16 protein-coding genes are annotated in these 17,729 nt (G+C 61.2%); 1 reads left to right on the top strand and 15 read right to left on the bottom strand.

The window, feature by feature from the left end; genetic code table 11:
* Positions 1-41: 41 nt before the first annotated feature.
* The 12 genes from ACI5KX_RS14755 to ACI5KX_RS14700 form a co-directional block, all read right to left on the bottom strand.
* Positions 42-875 carry a tetratricopeptide repeat protein gene (locus tag ACI5KX_RS14755; RefSeq protein ID WP_406811514.1) on the bottom strand — a complete coding sequence of 278 codons (834 nt, stop codon included), beginning with the start codon at positions 873-875 and terminating at the stop codon, positions 42-44.
* Positions 876-889: 14 nt separating this feature from the next.
* The gene (locus ACI5KX_RS14750; RefSeq protein ID WP_406811513.1) at positions 890-1,858 is read right to left on the bottom strand and encodes a type II secretion system F family protein; all 969 of its coding nucleotides are present in this window, start codon (positions 1,856-1,858) and stop codon (positions 890-892) included.
* Position 1,859: 1 nt separating this feature from the next.
* Entirely contained in the window at positions 1,860-2,861 is a 1,002-nt protein-coding gene (locus ACI5KX_RS14745) for a type II secretion system F family protein (protein WP_406811512.1), read from the bottom strand.
* 3 nt (positions 2,862-2,864) lie between these two features.
* A complete protein-coding gene (locus ACI5KX_RS14740) occupies positions 2,865-4,262 on the bottom strand; it encodes a CpaF family protein (RefSeq protein WP_406811511.1) in 1,398 nt (465 codons plus the stop codon).
* A gap of 3 nt (positions 4,263-4,265) precedes the next feature.
* A complete protein-coding gene (locus ACI5KX_RS14735; RefSeq protein ID WP_406811510.1) occupies positions 4,266-5,408 on the bottom strand; it encodes a CpaE family protein in 1,143 nt (380 codons plus the stop codon).
* Between the two features lie 45 nt (positions 5,409-5,453).
* Entirely contained in the window at positions 5,454-6,065 is a 612-nt protein-coding gene (locus ACI5KX_RS14730; protein WP_406811509.1) for a TadE/TadG family type IV pilus assembly protein, read from the bottom strand.
* Positions 6,062-6,556 (bottom strand): TadE/TadG family type IV pilus assembly protein, encoded by a 495-nt coding sequence (locus ACI5KX_RS14725; protein WP_406811508.1) that lies wholly within the window; start codon positions 6,554-6,556, stop codon positions 6,062-6,064. The genes ACI5KX_RS14730 and ACI5KX_RS14725 overlap by 4 nt, the downstream gene beginning before the upstream one ends.
* Entirely contained in the window at positions 6,553-8,061 is a 1,509-nt protein-coding gene (locus tag ACI5KX_RS14720; RefSeq protein ID WP_406811507.1) for a TadE/TadG family type IV pilus assembly protein, read from the bottom strand. The genes ACI5KX_RS14725 and ACI5KX_RS14720 overlap by 4 nt, the downstream gene beginning before the upstream one ends.
* Positions 8,062-8,078: 17 nt before the next feature.
* Positions 8,079-8,363, bottom strand: a complete 285-nt coding sequence (locus tag ACI5KX_RS14715; protein WP_406811506.1) for a hypothetical protein — start codon at positions 8,361-8,363, stop codon at positions 8,079-8,081.
* Positions 8,353-9,804 (bottom strand): type II and III secretion system protein family protein, encoded by a 1,452-nt coding sequence (locus tag ACI5KX_RS14710; RefSeq protein WP_406811505.1) that lies wholly within the window; start codon positions 9,802-9,804, stop codon positions 8,353-8,355. Before ACI5KX_RS14710 ends, ACI5KX_RS14715 begins: the two co-directional genes overlap by 11 nt.
* Positions 9,791-10,696, bottom strand: a complete 906-nt coding sequence (cpaB, locus tag ACI5KX_RS14705; RefSeq protein WP_406811504.1) for a Flp pilus assembly protein CpaB — start codon at positions 10,694-10,696, stop codon at positions 9,791-9,793. The genes ACI5KX_RS14710 and cpaB overlap by 14 nt, the downstream gene beginning before the upstream one ends.
* 73 nt (positions 10,697-10,769) lie before the next feature.
* On the bottom strand, positions 10,770-10,946 hold the full coding sequence (locus tag ACI5KX_RS14700; protein ID WP_406811503.1) for a Flp family type IVb pilin: 177 nt from the start codon (positions 10,944-10,946) through the stop codon (positions 10,770-10,772).
* Between the two features lie 294 nt (positions 10,947-11,240).
* Here ACI5KX_RS14700 and ACI5KX_RS14695 point away from each other — a divergent pair, with 294 nt between their 5' ends.
* Positions 11,241-12,095 (top strand): DUF2569 domain-containing protein, encoded by an 855-nt coding sequence (locus tag ACI5KX_RS14695; protein WP_406811502.1) that lies wholly within the window; start codon positions 11,241-11,243, stop codon positions 12,093-12,095.
* Here the strand turns inward: ACI5KX_RS14695 and ACI5KX_RS14690 are convergent.
* Genes ACI5KX_RS14690 through ACI5KX_RS14680 form a run of 3 tightly spaced genes read right to left on the bottom strand, consistent with a single transcriptional unit; the run spans position 12,067 to position 17,626 of the window.
* Complete coding sequence (locus ACI5KX_RS14690; protein ID WP_406811501.1) at positions 12,067-13,464, bottom strand: efflux transporter outer membrane subunit; 1,398 nt, start codon at positions 13,462-13,464, stop codon at positions 12,067-12,069. The genes ACI5KX_RS14695 and ACI5KX_RS14690 overlap by 29 nt on opposite strands.
* Positions 13,461-16,571 carry an efflux RND transporter permease subunit gene (locus ACI5KX_RS14685; protein ID WP_406811500.1) on the bottom strand — a complete coding sequence of 1,037 codons (3,111 nt, stop codon included), beginning with the start codon at positions 16,569-16,571 and terminating at the stop codon, positions 13,461-13,463. Before ACI5KX_RS14685 ends, ACI5KX_RS14690 begins: the two co-directional genes overlap by 4 nt.
* On the bottom strand, positions 16,568-17,626 hold the full coding sequence (locus tag ACI5KX_RS14680; RefSeq protein ID WP_406811499.1) for an efflux RND transporter periplasmic adaptor subunit: 1,059 nt from the start codon (positions 17,624-17,626) through the stop codon (positions 16,568-16,570). The genes ACI5KX_RS14685 and ACI5KX_RS14680 overlap by 4 nt, the downstream gene beginning before the upstream one ends.
* Between the last annotated feature and the right edge of the window lie 103 nt (positions 17,627-17,729).

Here is a 17,729-nt window from a genome sequence, read left to right as displayed (position 1 = left end):
GGCCGCCCGTTCTGGGACCGAGGATCGTGTCCCGAGCCGCACTACCTGTCAATTGCTACTCGGATCGGATACTTCCCCATCGCGATCTGCATAGCGCCCGGGGCAGCCTCATCTTGTCGATTGGGCGCCTCGATGCAAGCGACTTCGGTGAAATCGAAGTATTTTCTCTCCAGCGGCAGGGCTGCGGAAATCTTCGTCGGTTGCACCGTGCCCTGCCGATCTTTTGTCACCTCTGGAGTTTCGCTGGCTGCCTCGGCTTGGGGCTTGCGTGTAGCGGGGGCCTCCACCATCGGCGCCGGCGTGGCACCGGAGATGAGGACCTCTTTCTTCGAATTGCGCTGTAATGCTCCACGCCTGCTGTCGATCGCAACCGGGCCGCGATCATCGATTCCTCCGGGCCGCCGATCCAGCAGACCCTCCGCAACCGCGTCGGCTTCGGCCTGGGCCAGAACGGCGCGCGCCTCGGTCTCTTTCTTCGCCAATGCGCGAGCCGAATTGCCGATATCCGATTTGTACAGCCGTTCGAGATTGCGGGCGATCTTCTGGTCATGAGGCCGAAGCATCAGGGCGGCATTGAAAAACCGCTCTGCCAAGTCCTCGCGGCCGAGTTGGGCGTAGGCAACGCCCATGCCATTGTACGCGTCGGGTGCTTGCGCTGGATCGAGGACCGCGCGCTCGAAGTGATGAATCGCGGTGCCGGGAGCACCCGCTTTCAGCGCCGCGCGGCCAAGTTCTACCCGCGACATGCCGTCTGTACTCGCGACCGACGCATCGCTCGCGCTACGCTTTGCAAGACCGAGATCAGCCAGGAAGCTCTGGCATCCGCCGAGCGAAACGGCGGCGACTCCACACAGAATGATTTTCCCAAGTTTCATAACACCCCCCTGTTTTACCCTGCCATCGACGGAAACACTTCCCTGATCGTCAATACGACTGCGGGCAAAGCAAGCACGCCGATCATTGTCGGCAACATGAATACGACCAGCGGAATCGATATCAGCACCGGCAGGCGGTGCGCCTTTTCCTCGGCGCGCAGCCGCCGCGCTTCGCGCATTTCGGATGCGTAGACCCGCAGCGTCGTAGCGATACTAGTGCCGAGCTTGTCTGATTGGATGAGCAAGGTCGTGAACGATCGGATTTCGTCCACTCCGGCATTGTCGGCCAACTTGCGCAGTGCATCCTCGCGCGATGCACCGGCGCGCATCAGCAGAACCGTTTCCGCCAGCAGGCTCGATATCAGTGGATGCGTGGGTGCGACTTCACGGCTGACCCGATCGAGTGCAGCTTCAAGACCAAGCCCTGCCTCCACGCAAACCAGCATGAGATCCAAGCTGTCCGGGAATCCGTTGATGATCCGGGTCCGGCGGCGCGCAGCCAGATAGCGTACCCAGAGGTTCGGAACGTAAAGGCCGAGCAAACCGAGGGTCGCGCAAATCAAGTACAGTCCGAAAATTGAAATCTGCCATCCCGCAAGCAGGCTCGCGGTGATGAACAGCACTGGAAGAAGGAAGATCAGAAGTAATCGTACTAGCGTATAGATCCGCGGCGCGGCGGGCGAGATGTACCCAGCAGACTTAAGTAGCTTGCCGATTTCCGAGCTACGCGTGTCGTCGAGGTTCAATCCGCTAGCCTCGATACGCTCCACGATACGCGTCCACGCGGACTGCTTGCGATTGCGAGCAAGCGACTCGTTCGCTTTCAATCCGTCGCTCTCTCCGATCGAACGCAGCCCTCGTACCGTCGCGACACGGTTCGACACGAATGTCGCTAGGAAGATGCCCACGAACGAGACGAGCGCAAAGACCAGGATAAGAATGCTGATCCGCAGTACCCAGTTGGAGACAATGAAATCGATCATGTCAGACCTTCAGATCGACCATTTTTCGCAGGATGAATACGCCAGATACATACATGCCGAGCAGCACGACCGTACCCCAGATGAAGACCGGATCGTCAGCGACATCCAGATAAAAGCTCGGCGCGACCAGGAACGTCATCACAAAAGCGAAGACGGGGAGCACGCTCAGCATCCACGCGGTCATCCGGCCTTCGGAGCTCAGCGCGCGCACCTTCATGTACATCTGAGCCCGTTCACGGATGACCTTCGAGAGATTCTCGAGGATCTCCGCGAGGTTGCCGCCCGTCTGGCTTTGCAGCGAGAGCGACACGACAAACATCTTGATGTCTTCAAGGTCCCACCTTTCAGCCATCGCCTGCAGGGCATCGATCAGGTCGGCACCGTAGGCGACCTCATCGGAAGCCAGTCCAAATTCGCTGCCCATCGGGTCCTCCATTTCGTTGGTCAGGAGTTCGATGCCGGAAGCCACCGGATGCCCCGTGCGCAGCGCGCGTACGAAGATATCGAGCGCGACGGGGAATTGCTGTTCCATCTTCTTGCGGCGCGACTGGGCCATGCGCTGGAGGACGAGAATCGGTAGGGCGAGCCCGGTCACAAACGCGAAGAGCACAATGATCTGCAGCGAGCCAACTCCGAGTGTCACGCCGGCCACGACGGCCACAAGCAACGCCAGAAAGAAAACGCCGATCGTGAAGATCGCGAGGTAAACGAGGACCGCCTGAAAGCTAAGCGGCACGCCAGAAGCGAAAGTCAGCCGCTGGAAGGAAAGCATCGGCTCGCGCAAGAAATCAGGAAGGAAATGCAATTCGCTCGGCCGGCGTTTGACGAGCTCGCCGATCACCTGTTCGCGATCGACACCCTTGCCGATCATTTCCAGCCGCTTGTTGATCGCATTGGTCTGCGACCGACGACGCGACAATTCATCGAAAAAAGCGCTAGCTGCCAATGCCACAGCCGCGAAGACCGCCAGAGCCAGGAACAGCCGGATAATCTCGAAGCTCATGGCTCAGCCAATCCTCGTTTCCGGACGGAACAGGTCTGCCGAAAGCTCGATGCCGTATTCGGCTGCAACCGTAAGGAATTTTGGCCGGATACCGGTTGCTTCGAAATGACCGAGAATCTCGCCATCCTCACCAACCCCGGTCGACTTGAAGCGGAAGATTTCCTGCATGGTGATCGTTTCGCCTTCCATGCCCGTGATCTCCGACAGGCTGCGCACGCGGCGCTTTCCGTCGGCAAGGCGGCTGACCTGAAGAACGATATTGATCGCCGAAGCGATCTGGGCCCGGCTCGATTTTGCCGTAATATCGATGCCGCTCATGCCGATCATCTGCTCGACGCGTGAAAGAGCATCCCTGGCCGAGTTGGCGTGGACTGTCGTCATCGATCCGTCGTGGCCGGTGTTCATCGCCTGCAGCATGTCGAACGCTTCACCGGCGCGCACCTCGCCCACGATGATGCGGTCCGGCCTCATACGCAGTGCGTTTTTCACGAGGTCGCGCTGGCTCACTTCACCTCGGCCCTCGATATTGGCCGGTCGTGTCTCGAGCCGGGCGACATGGGTCTGCTGCAGCTGGAGTTCTGCGGAGTCTTCGATCGTCACAATACGTTCACGCTCATCGATGAAGGACGACATCGCGTTGAGCATCGTGGTTTTACCCGAACCGGTACCGCCGGAAATCAGGACATTGCGCCGCGAGCGGACGATCGCTTCGAGCACAACAGCCATTTCTTGCGGAACACTGCCCAGCCGGATCAGCTTCTGCATGTCTATCGGAATCTTGGCGAATTTACGGATCGAGAGCAGCGAACCATCGAGCGCGAGTGGCGCTACGATCGCGTTGACGCGAGAGCCATCGGAGAGTCGCGCATCGACGAATGGAGAAGATTCATCGATGCGTCGGCCCACCGCGCTGACAATCTTCTGGATGATCCGCATAAGGTGCTTTTCATCTTGGAAACGGGTTTTTACCCGTTCGAGCACGCCCGCCCGCTCCACAAACACCGTGTTGCAGCCATTGACGAGGATGTCGGTGACGGTCTCGTCTTTGAGCAGCGGCTCGATCGGGCCTAGGCCAAGCAATTCGTCCATCACATCGCTGACCAGCGCCGCACGCTCTTCCCGATTCATCGGCTGGTCGAACGCGGCGAGCAGTTCGGGGACCAGCGCGGTAATCTCGGACTGGACCTGCTCGGGTGGCAGCTTGTCGAGCAGCGAAAGATTGATTTTGTCGAGCAAACCCTGGTGGATCGCCGTCTTGATTTCGAGCATCCGCTCTTCGCGGGCGTTCAAGCTCGGATAAAGCGCATCCTGACCAAGTTCCGGCACAACCTCATCGGGCGATTCAACCTCGACCGGTTCCGCCTGTTCCTCTTGTGCTGCTTGCTGCTTGATCTTCCACATGGTCTACGCCTCGCTTTCCAGGTCAAGGATAAGCTCGTCGGCAAATGCCCGTACGGCTTTTTCGAACTTGCCCCGGCTTGAAACGCCCCACACGAACTCCCCGTGGTCCTGCGCTTCCTGAATGACAGACGAATCTTCGGGAATGACCGCCGCAATCTTGTGACGCAGCGCCTCTTCCGCCTCGCTGCTCCTGATCGTCTTGAACAGCCCGGTTGAGACGCGATTGACCACAACTTTGATCGCCTCGCGTTCGACCCCCATAGAAATCAGGAAGTCGATCTGGCGGCGCATCTTGCGGAGCATGTGCACACTCAATCCGCCGACAATCACGATGCGGTCGCTCGCGAACAGGGTCGACAGGCCCCAGTTTGTCAGCTCTTTCGGCATGTCGATTACGACCATGTCCGTACTCGCGCGCAAAGCCTCGATGACCGGCTGCAATTGTTCAAACCGGAAATCCTCCAGCGGCAGGATGTCCTGCGGCGCAGCAAGCACATCCGGCATTCCGCCACGAGAGGTGAGCACCGAGCCTAGAAGTTCGGAATCAAGGCGCTTGTCGGCTTCGATGATGTCCTGCAGCGACAAGCGGTTGTTCATGCCGAGATATTCCGCGACATCGCCTTTCTGGACGTCAAGATCGAGCACTGTGGAACGCTCACCGTTCTGCAGCATAGCCCCGGCAAAGTGCGTTGCCAGTGTGGTCGTGCCCACTCCTCCGGCGCAACCAATGAAGGTCACGACCGGCGCGAGCTCGACTTCGGCCGATTTGCTGGGGAGACCCGACAGGTCGATATCGGCCAGCGCATCGAGCAATTCCTCGATCGAAAAAGGAATGCCCAAAAGGTCCGTGACGCCGCGTTTCAAGAGCGCACGGGTGGTGCGGATATCGAGCGAATCCACCCCAGCGATAATCGGCACATTCGGCCTTGCGCTGGAGATGGCATCGAGCCGCTGGATCGATCCTTCGTGCTGAGGATCGACTTCGGCGACGATGATATCCGCGTTTTCGACCGCGATCTGCGGAGGCATCTCGTCGAGTCCGCTCTCGTGCAGCGTCAGCGTCTTCGACAACTCGCGCAAGCCGGAAACGGTCTCGCCCTTGGCGATCACCAGAACCTTGCCCGGCAATTCAATCGCGTGGTTCATTCCTAGCTCGTAGATGTTCTGGATCCTTGTCACTTGTGGCGCGCCTCAGTTCGCAAATGTTCCCTCGCTGTCCTCTGCGGTCAGCGAGTAGCGGTGGGCGGGAAGATCGATATCCTGTCCAAAGATCAGGAACGTGATCGGCTGGTAAGTCAGGTCGTCGATGCCGACCGTGACGATCGGGGCGACGTCCGGCCCGTTCGGATCGCCTGCATAGCCGAGGCCGGAATAGCTGTATTCGACGGTCACGTTGGCGGCCGTGATATCCGCCCTGATGTCCTGCATTCGGTCGACCAGCGCGTCGAAGGCATCCTGGTTCATCGTGGTCGGGAAAGCGCATGCGCCGTTGCAGGTGCAGCCCGCTTGCGTGCAGGTGACGCCGGGAAATGCGCTTTGCGGAACCGTCGTTCCCTGTGGAATACCGCCGCTGACCGCAAAGCTGTAGGTCGCAAGACCGCTCGGAAGCATATCGGTGGCAACCGCCCAGCGCGCGCCGATCTGAGAGGCCTTTTCGGCGCGGTTGATCGACCAAGAATAGAGCCCGACGTCGATCGTTCCGAGCAGAAAGATAAGCAGCAGCGGTACGACCATCGCGAACTCGGCCGCGCTGGCACCGTTTTCGTCGCGGTGGAAAGCCTTGAGGGAGGCGCACGCGATCATATGCCGTTCACCGTAGATTGAGCGGAAGCGCGGACCTGCGTGGCGGAACTGCCGGTAAGGGCCCTTGCGAACAGGGAGTTGTAGGTCGCGGTGGCGGAAACCGTAACGATCGGCGCACCTCCGCTATTGCCTGCATAAATTCCCGTCGTGGTGGCGCTGTTGCAGGTCACGGTCACGTCGATATCACCGTCGGTCCAGTCGCGTATCAGCGGCGTGGTGCCATCTGGCTTGCCGGTGCGCGTCACCGTCTTGATCTGGTTCACGGTCGTGCCGATCATCGTCGAGGGGCAGGAATACGCACTGAATGGCAGGCGGCCCGCATAGCGAGCGCCGTTGCGCACCGCCTCGATGATCTTCTGCTCGTTGTAAAAGTAGTGCCCCGCCTCGAACGTGGCGAACATCACCGTGAGCATAAGCGGCAGCATCAGCGCCATCTCGGCGCCGGCATTGCCGCTGCGATCCTTCGCGAAACGGATCGCCAACGTCGTCATTCGACCAGGTACGGAACATCCTTGCGGATCTCCTGCCCCGAGGTTGCGCCGCCACCCAAAGTGGTCCGACCGATCACTTCGACATAAACATCGCTCTTTTCGGTAACCTTGCTCGGCCCGTTGCCGCGGTCGATCGACGGTTCGACAAGGAACACATCGACAAACTCAATCGGCGTGCTGTCAAACTTGCCCGAATTACCCCCGCAATTGAGCACCGCGACGCTGAGCACGCGCCTGTCGGCGACACCGGCATTGACCGGCACGCCCGGCTGCGGACCGCAGATCGGGCCGCCCGGGGCTCTCAGATTGGCGCCGACCGTTGCTTCGGCGGTGAGATTGTTCGCCGCTTCGTACTTGTACACATCGTAGCGGGTCGGATTCGCGCCTAGACTTAAGGGGGCACCGCCAGGATAAATGTGGGAATTCGAACGGAAATAGGCGTTTCGGTCCCATACGCCGTCGCCCACCTGCCCGCCGATGCAGGCCCCGGTGTTGCTGACCGCATGACAGATGTCGCGGGGATAGCCCATCGGATCGAGCAGATCGGCCTGCGCATTGTCGAGCGGGCTCGCCGAAGTCGGGCGGTAGGGATTGGGGCCGACTTGCCAACCGTTGCCGGTGACCCCGCAGGAATTTCCCGGTCCCTTGACCAGATCCTTGCGCGCGATCGCGGAAGCAGGACACGTCGCGCCGTTCGGACAGGGGTTGTTGATGCCTTGAGCGTAGACATCCATTCGAGTGTTAAGGGCGTCGAGCACGCTCACCTGAACGCCGGGCTTGGTGGTAACCTGTGCAGTGGAAACGCAATCGCCTGGAAAGGTGACGCGGCCCAGCGTCGCCGCAGTCGCATTCGCGCCGCTCCCGGCATTGGTTTCGAGATATCCGAAGTTGCCGGGCACGAAGCCCCCTCCGTCATTGGCGACGAGACGCAGCCCCTTGCCGATATAGTCATTGACGTTGAAGCTGGGTTCGTTGGGGTTGCACAGCATCACCGGCGGAACTTTGCAGATCGCAGATCCGAGACCCGCAAGTGCAACACCCCGGATATCGTCGGAGCGGATCAGGCCGGTAATCGGCAACAAGGCATAATCGACAGAGCGGGCGTTGACGAAGATCTCGATGTAATTGGCATTGGAATCGTTGGTCGCCGCGCTGGCTTTGTCCTTGTCCTGCCAGAATCGGATCTGGCCCGTCGCGTCGCAACCGGTCTCGAGCGGGATGGTGACGGCATTGGCGCCCGAGGCGAGCAGAGTCTGGTTGGCAACCAGCGACACTGCAGCATTGGCTGCGCGCGAGCACGCTCCGCTAGCGCCGTCAAGCTGGGTCGCACCGGCCAGGGCAGCCTGGTCCGCGCCGTTCTGCAGCTCGGAGTCCATTCCCGCCATTCTCGCATAGTCGAAACCGACCCCAGCCACGGCCAGTAGGCCGAAGAGCGCCAACGCATAGGTGGCAGCTACGGCGCCGCTTTCGTCACGCAAGAATTGGAAGGGTAATCCGCTCCTCACAGCAGTTTATCTCCATCTTATTGCGGACCTTCGCCGATCGATTCGGTGGTGCTGATCCGCTCGGGCTGTTCGACTGTGCCCTCACGATACCGATCGATGGCGTTGACCGCGTTTTGTGCGCTCGTTTCCGGAACGAGCGTGTCGTATTCGGGATTGGGATTGATCACCTGCGCGGCCATGGTCGCGCGATTGGCGTCACCCCAGGTCGGATCCTGGTAACCCATGAATTCCTTGTCCGAGACCGCACAGGCGGACAGCGCCAGCGCAGATACGGTCACAATAGCGATGGACTTAGTATTCATAATCATCACCTCCGGTTTCGGGAGCCGGCTCGCTTGCAGCGGCACCTGCCGCCGGCTTCGGCCGATAAGCGGTGCCGTTCAGCAGGACATCGGCCTGCACAGGGTCTTCGATCCGGTCAGTCGGAAGCCTCACCTGGCTCGGCTTGATCGGCGCCACCAGACGCGGCGTCACCACAATCAGCAATTCGGTCTCGCCCTTCTGGAAGCTCGTGGAGCGGAAAAGCGAACCGATGATCGGGATCGATCCGAGGATCGGCACCTGACGTACCGTGGTCTCGAAATCGCGCTGCAGAAGGCCGGCGATGGCAAAGCTTTCGCCATCGCGCAGCTCGAGCACCGTGCTCGCCCGGCGGGTCTGCAGGCCGGGAATCGTGATGCCGTTGAGACGGATCGAAGCGGTCGGATCGATCGAACTTACTTCGGGTTCGACCAATAGGTTGACGGTATTGTCCGAAAGCACTGTCGGAGTGAAGGCGAGGCTCACACCGAACGGCTTGAACTCGACGGTTACAGCTCCACCGATCTGCCCCGTGGAGTTACCACCCGCGGCACCCTGGCTTTGCACCACCGGGATCGGGAATTCCCCGCCCGCAAGGAACGAAGCCCGCTCACCCGAAAGCGCGATCAGTGTCGGCTCGGCAAGCGTCTTGGAAAGCCCTTTGTCTTCAAGCGCATCGAGCACCGCTTCGATATTGAGGCCAGCGACATCGCCGAAGAACCGGCGGAAAATGCCGAACGATCCGGTGATCGAATCGAGCTGCAGGATGCCTGCTCCAGTGTCCGGGTCAGGAATGAGCTGCGCACCGTCTCCGATTGCTCCTTCGAAATTCCCGGAATTGTTCCGGAAGAAGGAACTTACGCCGAGTTCCTTGCCGACACTGCGCGAAACCTCGGCGAAACGCACCTCCAGCATCACCTGCTGGCTGCTGCCGAGCGACATGAGATTGACGACGTTGTCGCCGCCATAGGCGCGGGCCAGTTGGACCGCACGATCCGCCGCAGCAGGACTGGTGACGAGACCGCTGAGCACGATCGACTCGTTGGAGATGCGCGCGTCGATCTTTTCTTCCGGCATCAGCGAACCGATCTGTTCGCGCAGGGATATGACATCCGGGCCGACTGCGATGTCCATCACCGCGATGACCCGGTTCGCCTTATCGTAAACCGTCAGGCTGGTGGTGCCCATTTTCTTGCCGAGCACGTAAATCGAACGATCCGAAACCGGGAAGATGTCCGCGATTTCCTCATTACCGATCAGAGCCCGATCGATTGCGCGGTCCGCGGTGACGATCTGGCTCTTGTTGACCGGTATCTCGACCGCGCCGACGTGCACGGGAACTTCAGCCAGTTGTTCCTGGGCATGCAGCGGCGCGTTGGCCACGCTGCCCAGAGCGAGAATCGCTGCCCCTGCAAGGACGTGGAATGTCTTAATACCGGCCATTGCGCTTCACCCCGTAATCTTGTGGTTCGGTCCCGCGGACCACGGTCATTTTGGGCCCGCTGATGGGGCGAGGAGTTGTCGACGGCGCGCTCGTCGCAGGACGCGCGGCAGGCGCCGAAACGCTCCTGCTCGGCCCACGATCGCGCTCGGGAATAAAGATGCCCGCCCCGCCGAGATCGCGCGGCAGGACTGTGCGAGTGCCTCCGACGAGCTGGTTCTCGACATTCCGCAAAGCGAGGCTGAGCGTGCCGAGCTGACTGGCAAGGGCGAGCTTTTGCGCTCCAAATTGGTCGGTCTGCAGCGTCGCGGTCTTGGCTACCGCCGCTTCGGTGTTGTTCTCGTCGGCGACCTGATCCATCGCAAGGACCAGCACGTTCTCAAGCACAACGGTGGTCATCTTGTCGTTCTGGTCGGCGCCGTCGCCGGGTATCTGGCGGGTCAGCATTACGTCAACGACGTCGCCCGCACGCACGAAGCCGCCTACGCCGGCAACTTCGTTGACCGGGATCGCGACGGCGCGAAAATCTTCTGGAATGATGGATGCCAGCGTAGCCCGCCCGCCTTCACCGCTGACCTTGCTGGCAAGGATGGGTTCCCCTGGAACGACCGGGCGAAGAGCGACGCGACCGCCTTGGGTCGCGCTTTCGATGCTGGTGAATGCCCCCTGCGGCAGGGCGCTCGACGGCCACGGCGCAAGGCGGCTATTGGTGGAGGTGATCTGTGTGCCGAAGCCGATTTCCTGCGAGGCGACAACGATCCTCGTCATCTGTTCGTTTTGCACGGCTTCTTGCTGCGCTTCCTCGTAGCCGCTGAAATACGCATTCGCGAGATACACCGCGATCAGCCCGAAAAACACGGCCGCACCGACGATGAGCAGATTCCTGCCCCTCATGGCCTTCCCCCCAAGTCTGTTGCTTTCAAAAGTGTTGAGCTCGCGGCTTGATCGCCGCGAGCTCAAAGCCACCTTACGGTGTGACCGCTCCATCAACGAGGGTAGCCGCATCGCGGATTTCTGTGTCGATCGTTTGACCCAAGAAAAGCGCCGCACCGGCAATGCCGGCACCAACGACTGCAAGGATCAGAGCGTATTCAGCTGCCGAAGCACCCGACTCGTCACGAAGGAAGTTTTTCATCAGTTTCATAGGTTTTCCCCAACGCATATTTGCCCACCAAAGATGAGCGTAATACTCTAGGCTCCGGCCTCTATTTCCGGCTTGCCCAGTCCCACTGGTGTTTGTTGAGGTCAGCGCGACCTTTTTGTGTTTTTCGGCTCACGCCGATCTCGCGCCAAATCCCACTGGAACTGTCTGTGAGGTTCGTGATTTGTTAGCTAAACGTCAATAAATATGTGGCAACGGTAAAAATGAATTAATTTTCAACCACTTGGGGGCGGAAAGAGTTAATTTCCGTGGTTACTGAGGTATCGGCGCGGCATTATGGCGACACGTAAACACCTGTTCTGTCTGGCCAAATGGCAGGACGAATTCGATCCGATTCGCACGCGCCTTTCCCGCTTCCTGCAATTCAAGTCGCGAAAAGCCCGCGCAGAGAGTCGGCGCGTGATCCGCTGGACGGCCCGGAATCTCGGCAGCCTCGCCGTCGCATGGCTAACGCTTGTCGCGCTGATTGCGGTATTCCGCATCGCCTCTTCGCCCACGCCGCCAACAGGCTTCGAAGGCTACGCCCAGCTCGCAATTCCGTACTGGCTGGTCGCACTCGCCCCGGTCGCCGGTTTCATGCTCGGACGAGCGGCATTCCTGGGCGAGGCCCGGCGGCGGCCCAGTTCGATGCATTTCTCTCAGGTCGGCAAGTGGAGAAGCGTCAGCGTCCGTGAGGCGATGCGCCATCCCAGCTATGGACCGATCGGATTCATGGCGTCGCTGATAATCGGTATGCTGCTCAATGTAATGCTGCGCACGGCCGAGTTCGCAATGGCGATTCCTGCTCTCACCACCGAAGCGCCTCCGTGGGGCATCGCGCTTTTCTGGCTGGTCACGCTCGACGTCGTGATCATGAATTTCTTCTACGCCGTTTGCTTCGTCATGGCGCTTCGCAGTGTGCCGTTGTTCCCCAAAATGCTTTTGTTTGCCTGGCTGATGGACATTCTTTTGCAGCTTGGCATCGCGCATCGGGCGACCTCATACGAGCTACCCTCCAGCGTCGCTGTGGCCCTTCAGAGCCTGCTTACGGGCAATGTCCAGAAGGTGCTGATCAGTATGATGATCTGGCTCCCCTACCTGATCCTCGCAGAGCGGGTGAACGTCACCTACCGGCACCGGATAGCCCGCTGAGCGAACCGGTATCGGTCGGAGCGCCGACGGCCGCAAAGAGCGCGATGTGAGCCTGGGCAAGGTCGGACTCGCCATCGATCAGCGCCTCCCGGCTTGAAATCAGCTGCCGCTGGACATCGAGAACGTCGAACAGCGAGGCGAGCCCTTCTCGATAAAGCGCGTTCGACTGGTCGAACGCCGCTTCGCTTTCGCGAACGGCGCGGCGCAATTCGCTTTGCCGGTCCTCTGCCGACTGGATCGAAACCAGCGCCCCTTCGACATCGGCGAACACTTCGAGAAGGTTCTGGCGATAATCCGCAAGCGCCGCCTGCAGTTCGCTCTCCGCCGCGCGCACTTCCGCCTTGCGGCGTCCTCCATCGATAAGCGGAAGTCCAAGCGAGGCTGCAAGGCTGGCCAGAGCACTCGAGAACAGACCGTCGAATCCGCCGGAGCCGGATGACAGGACACCCCGCAAGACGAAACTTGGAGCAAGATCGGCACGCTCTATGCCGACACCGGCCGCTGCACGCGCGACTTCAGCCTCGGCCAACAACAGGTCGGGGCGGCGTCGAACGAGATCGGCGGGAAGCCCGATTTCCGGACCTTGCCGATAGCGTGGCACCGCGACATCCTCCTCGGCCTGTTTCATCGGGCTCGGCGGATTGCCGGTGAGCACGGAGAGGGCGTTCGCCGCACGGGTCCGCGCTAGCAGAAGAGGGCCGCGTTGTGCCTGCGTACGCGCAAGGTCGGCCGCCGCTCGGCGTACATCGAAGTTGGAGGAAAGGCCTGCCTCGTATCGAAGCGTGACGATTTGCAAGGTCTGCTGCTGCAGTTCGGTCGATTGGTCGAGCAGGCGCAGGCGAGCAGCGGTGCGCTTGAGCTCCACGAATTGGTCCGCAACGGCTGACGCAATCAGGCGCTGTCGCTCGGCCACGAAGAACGCCGCCCCCTGCGCGTCTGCGAGGGCGGCGGCACGTTCGGCAGAGAGGCGACCATTCAGGTCGATCGTCCACACACCTTCGACCGCAAGCGACGCGCTGTCGCTGCTACTGCCCGCGTCATCCACGGCGATCCCGCCCGCTGCCTCGGCATCCACGGTAGGGAAGAATTCCGATTCTTCAGCGGCTACGATTGCTCTTGCTGCGTTCAGCCGTTGACGAGCCGCTTCGAGCGACTGGTTGTCTTCGAGCGCGCGTTCGACGAGCCGGTTGAGCTCCTCGTCTTCGAACCCCCTCCACCAGTAGTCGTCGAGCCCGCTCGCGGGTCTCGTCTCGGCCAGGAAATCCGTCGGGATTGCGATGCCGGCGGACGGTTCGGCGTCGGGTATCGAGGGACCGACACAGGCCGTCAGGGCTGCGGCAGAGGCAATGAGCAGTGCTGCATTCCTCATGCCGGCGCTCCTGCAAGCCCCTCGTCCGAGGCTTTGTGCTCCTCCAGTTCGCGATTCAGACGCGCGAGATCGACGCTGCGCGGCTTTCCAAGCGGAGCGATCAGCGCGTAGAGCGCAGGCACCAGGAACAGGGTAAAGATCGCCGCGATACCGAGCCCCCCGAAAATCACCCAGCCGATCGCTTCGCGCGCCTCGGCTCCTGCGCCGCTGGCGAGCACCAGCGGAACCGCTCCGAGGACGGTCGAAATCAGGGTCATGGCAATCGGACGCAGACGGATCGCTGCGGCATCGGCAATCGCTTCGCGAACCTCGGCCCCTTCCTCGCGTCGCTGATCGGCGAATTCGACCATCAGGATGCCGTTCTTCGCCATCAGCCCGATCAGCATGACGAGGCCGATCTGCGAATAGATATTCAGCGAAGTGCCTGAAAGGAACAGCGCGAATATCGCCGCCGCCAGCGCGAAGGGAATGGACGCGAGGATCACCAGGGGGCTCGCAAGGCTCTCGAACTGGGCCACAAGCACGAGGAAGACGATCACCAGCGCAAAGGCATAGGTCAGCAGCAACTCGTTGCCACTTTCCTCGAGCTGTTCGGCTTCGCCGCGCAGGAGCATATCGATATCGTCGGCAAGCGCTCCCTCGGCCAAACGCTCGATCTCGGCCACCGCATCGGCGAGTGGAACCCCGGGCGCGATAGCGGCTTCGACTTCGATCGCGCGCCGCTGCTCGGTGCGGTCGAGCTCCGCCGCCACGCCTTCCTCGCGGAACTCAGTGAGCGAAGATATCGGCACCAGTGCTCCTTCGTCGCTGCGGATGAAAAGATTGCCGAGATCGCTTGGGCGAGTGATCGAGACCGCATCGGCGGTAAGAAAGATCGGGATTGCCTGATCCTCTACGTTGAGGTCGACGATCTCCGCGCCATCCACCATCGCCCGCAAGGTGAGCGCGAGATCGTCGAAATCCACGCCAAGATCGGCAGCCCGCGCACGATGGATGCCTATCGACAGCTGAGGTTGTGTCGGCTGATAGGAGATTTCCGGATCCGAAAGGATATCCGATTGCGTTGCGATGGCATCGGCAAGCGCACGCGCCGACCGGTAGATGCCCTCATAGTCGTTGCCGGTGAGGGCGACGTCCAGGCCCCCGCCCCTGCCCCATCCGCCGCTCAGCGTGCCGCGACCTCGCGCCGAGGCGCGCGAACCGGGCAGCGCATCGAGCGGTTCTCCGATCGAACCGACGATCTCGGTCTGGCTGCGCTCGCGCTCGTCCCAATCGGCCAGCGTCGCGGTTACCTGGATCAGATTCGGATCATAGCGCCCGACGATCGAGAGGGTGGATTGCACCTCTCCGCTCTCCAGTAGAGGCTCGAGAACCTCCTCGATCTCGTCCATCTCGCGATCCATGAAGTTGAGACCCACGCCGTCGGGCCCCCTGGCCCAGACGTAAAAGGTCGCGCGGTCCTCATCTGGCGTGAGTTCCTGCGAGAGTTGGGAATAGGCCAGACCTGCCAGCCCGACCGCGCCTATGGAGATCCCAAGCGCCACCCACGGATGGACGATCACCTTCTTGACGGTGTCGCGATATCTCCCGGCCGCCGATTGCGCGATCGCTAGGAGGCGCGGATTCGGATCGGCCGCGTCCGCCGTAAGATCGATCTTGGCCGCGAGTGCGGGGACCAGTGTGACCGATACGAAGGTCGAAAGGATCACCGCAATCGCGAGCACGAAACCGAACTCGCGAAACAGTCGCCCGGTCTCCGAAGGCAGGAAGCTGATCGGGACGAACACCGAGATCAACACGGCGGTCGTCGCGATGACCGCGAAATAGACCTGACGCGTGCCCAGCACCGCCGCCGACTTCTTGCCCAGCCCTTGTTCTTTCTGCAGCCGCTGCGCATTTTCCAGAACCACGATGGAGTCGTCGACCACCAGGCCGGTCGCCAGCACCAGGGCGAGCAGTGTCAGCAGGTTGATCGAGAACCCCAGCAACCAGATCCCCGCGACGACACCGATCAGCGCGATCGGGATGGAAGCGCTCGGGATCAGGGTCGGCTTGATGTGGCCGAAAAACAGGAAGATGGTGAGCATCACCACACCCACGGTCACCACCAGGGTAAGCAGCACCTCCTGGACCGAGATCTTGATAAAGGTCGCATCGTCCGAGATGACCCGTATGTCGATATCGTCGAATCTCGCATTGACGCGCTCGACCGCAAGCCGGGTCGCTTCCGAAATCGCGATCGTGTTCGAATTCGCCTGGCGGATGACCCCGAGGCCGATCACCGATTCCCCGTTCAGGCGGACATAATTGGTGGCGTCTGCCGGAGCGAAATAGGATTCCGCCACATCGCCGATGCGCACTTCATCGCGGATGACGACCTCTGCGATTAGGTCGGGCGTCGCGGCGGTGGCCTCGGCTCGCACGATCAGGTTTTGCGCTTCCGATGTGAGCGATCCGACCGGCGTATCGAAAGGGGCCTGCTCCAGTGCCGCAGCAACATCGCTGATCGTCAGTCCGAAGCGGGCCAGCCGGATCGGATCAACCGCCACTCGCAGCTGCCGTTCGCGCGTGCCGAAGGGATCGATGCTGGCAACGCCTTCGGCGGCCAGCAGTTCGGGAATGATGTCGTTTTCGACGATCCGCGTAAGAGCCGATACATCGTATCGATCGCTCGAAACCGCGAGGGTCATGATCGACTCCGCGTCCTCATCTGCCTTGACGACACGGACTTGCTCGACCCGGTCCGGGAGTTCCCGCGTCACCCGGCTGACCGCCTCGCGGATGTCCGAAGCAGCCGCATCGAGATCGGTGCCAGGATTGAATTCCACCCGGATACGCGTGTTGTTTTCCTCGCTCGAGGAACGGATCTGCCGCACGCCGTTCACACGCGCTGCGGCGTTTTCCAGGATCGAAGTGACCTCGGCATCCATCGTCTCGGGAGCGGCGCCCGGCAGCGTTGCGCTGACCGTGACGACCGGTCGATCGACATTCGGAAGCTCGCGCACTTCGGTACCTAGTATGGCAGCCGCTCCTGCGATGATGATGAGCAGGTTGAGGACGAAGATCAGAAGCGGTCGCTTGACCGCAAGCATCGGGAAATCGGTCACGTTCCCGATCCCGCAACTTCGACATCGGCAGCCGGGCGCTCGGGGCTCTCGACCAGGGTTACCGCCTGGCCTTCACGAACCTTTTGCACGCCCTCGATAATGATCAGCGTCCCCGCATCGATGTCGGCAGCCAGCAGAGCGGTGCCCTCGCGGCGGGAAGAAATGGTCACCGGGACGCGTGCAGCCTTGCCGTCGCGCACGGCGAAGATCGAAGAGCCGTCTCCACCCCAGACAACCGAGGCTTCGGGTACGGCGGGGCGGCTTTGCCCTTCATCGGCGAACCGCACGCTGAAACTCATTCCCGGACGAAAACGGTCGTCGCGATTGTCGATCACCGTGCGTACACGATAGCTGCGCTGTTCCTGCTCGATCGCGCTGTCGACCGCTTCGATCGACGAAGCGATAGAACTGTCAGGATCGGAGAAAGCCGACACCTCGACCGTTTCTCCGGGCCGGAGGCGCTTGAATACCGCTTCGGGTGCGTTGAACTCAACGTACAGTCGCCCGCGCTGGTCGAGCTGGGCGATCAGCGTTTGCGGCGTGACACGATCGCCCGGGTCGATCTCGGAAAAACTGATATGCCCTGAGAACGGCGCGCGGATCGTGCGCTCCTCGAGCGCCACCGCAGCCTGGTCGCGTTCGATCTTTGCCGCCGCGAGCGCAGTCTCGCCCGCTTCGATCTGGCTTTCCGAAAGCGCGCCTGTGTCCTCGATGCGGCGGTATCGACCAAGCAGTTGCTCGGCTTCCTGCACGCGCACTTCGGCCAGACGGAGCGCCAACCGCTCCTGCCGTGCATCGAGTTCGACCAGCGGCTGCCCCTTGCGCACGAAACTGCCGGGCTTGAAGCGCACGGCCACGACCTGGCCGGAGACCTCGGGGTAAAGCTCGGCAGAGCGCGCTGCGCGTGCGGTGCCGATTGCTTCGACCACCCGTTCTTCCTGAACGAATTGCACCGGCTTCGCGACGACAGTGACGCTGCGCTCCCCGCGCGATTGCGGTTCGGACGAGCAGGCCGCCAGCGCTGTTGCGATGAGGCCGAGCAATAACGTTTTCATGGATTGGGGGAATCCCGCAGATAGCATGGTCATAGGAATGGATCGGGGGCGATCACGTTCCGCTAAATCGTCGCGCTATCGCTTCCGGCTTAAGCTCAACAAA

It is taken from the genome of Erythrobacter sp. GH1-10, from assembly GCF_045363165.1.
In the GTDB taxonomy this organism is placed as follows: domain Bacteria; phylum Pseudomonadota; class Alphaproteobacteria; order Sphingomonadales; family Sphingomonadaceae; genus Erythrobacter.
The sequence above is the reverse complement of the archived record's forward strand: the minus strand, read 5'-3'. Positions and strand labels throughout refer to the sequence as shown.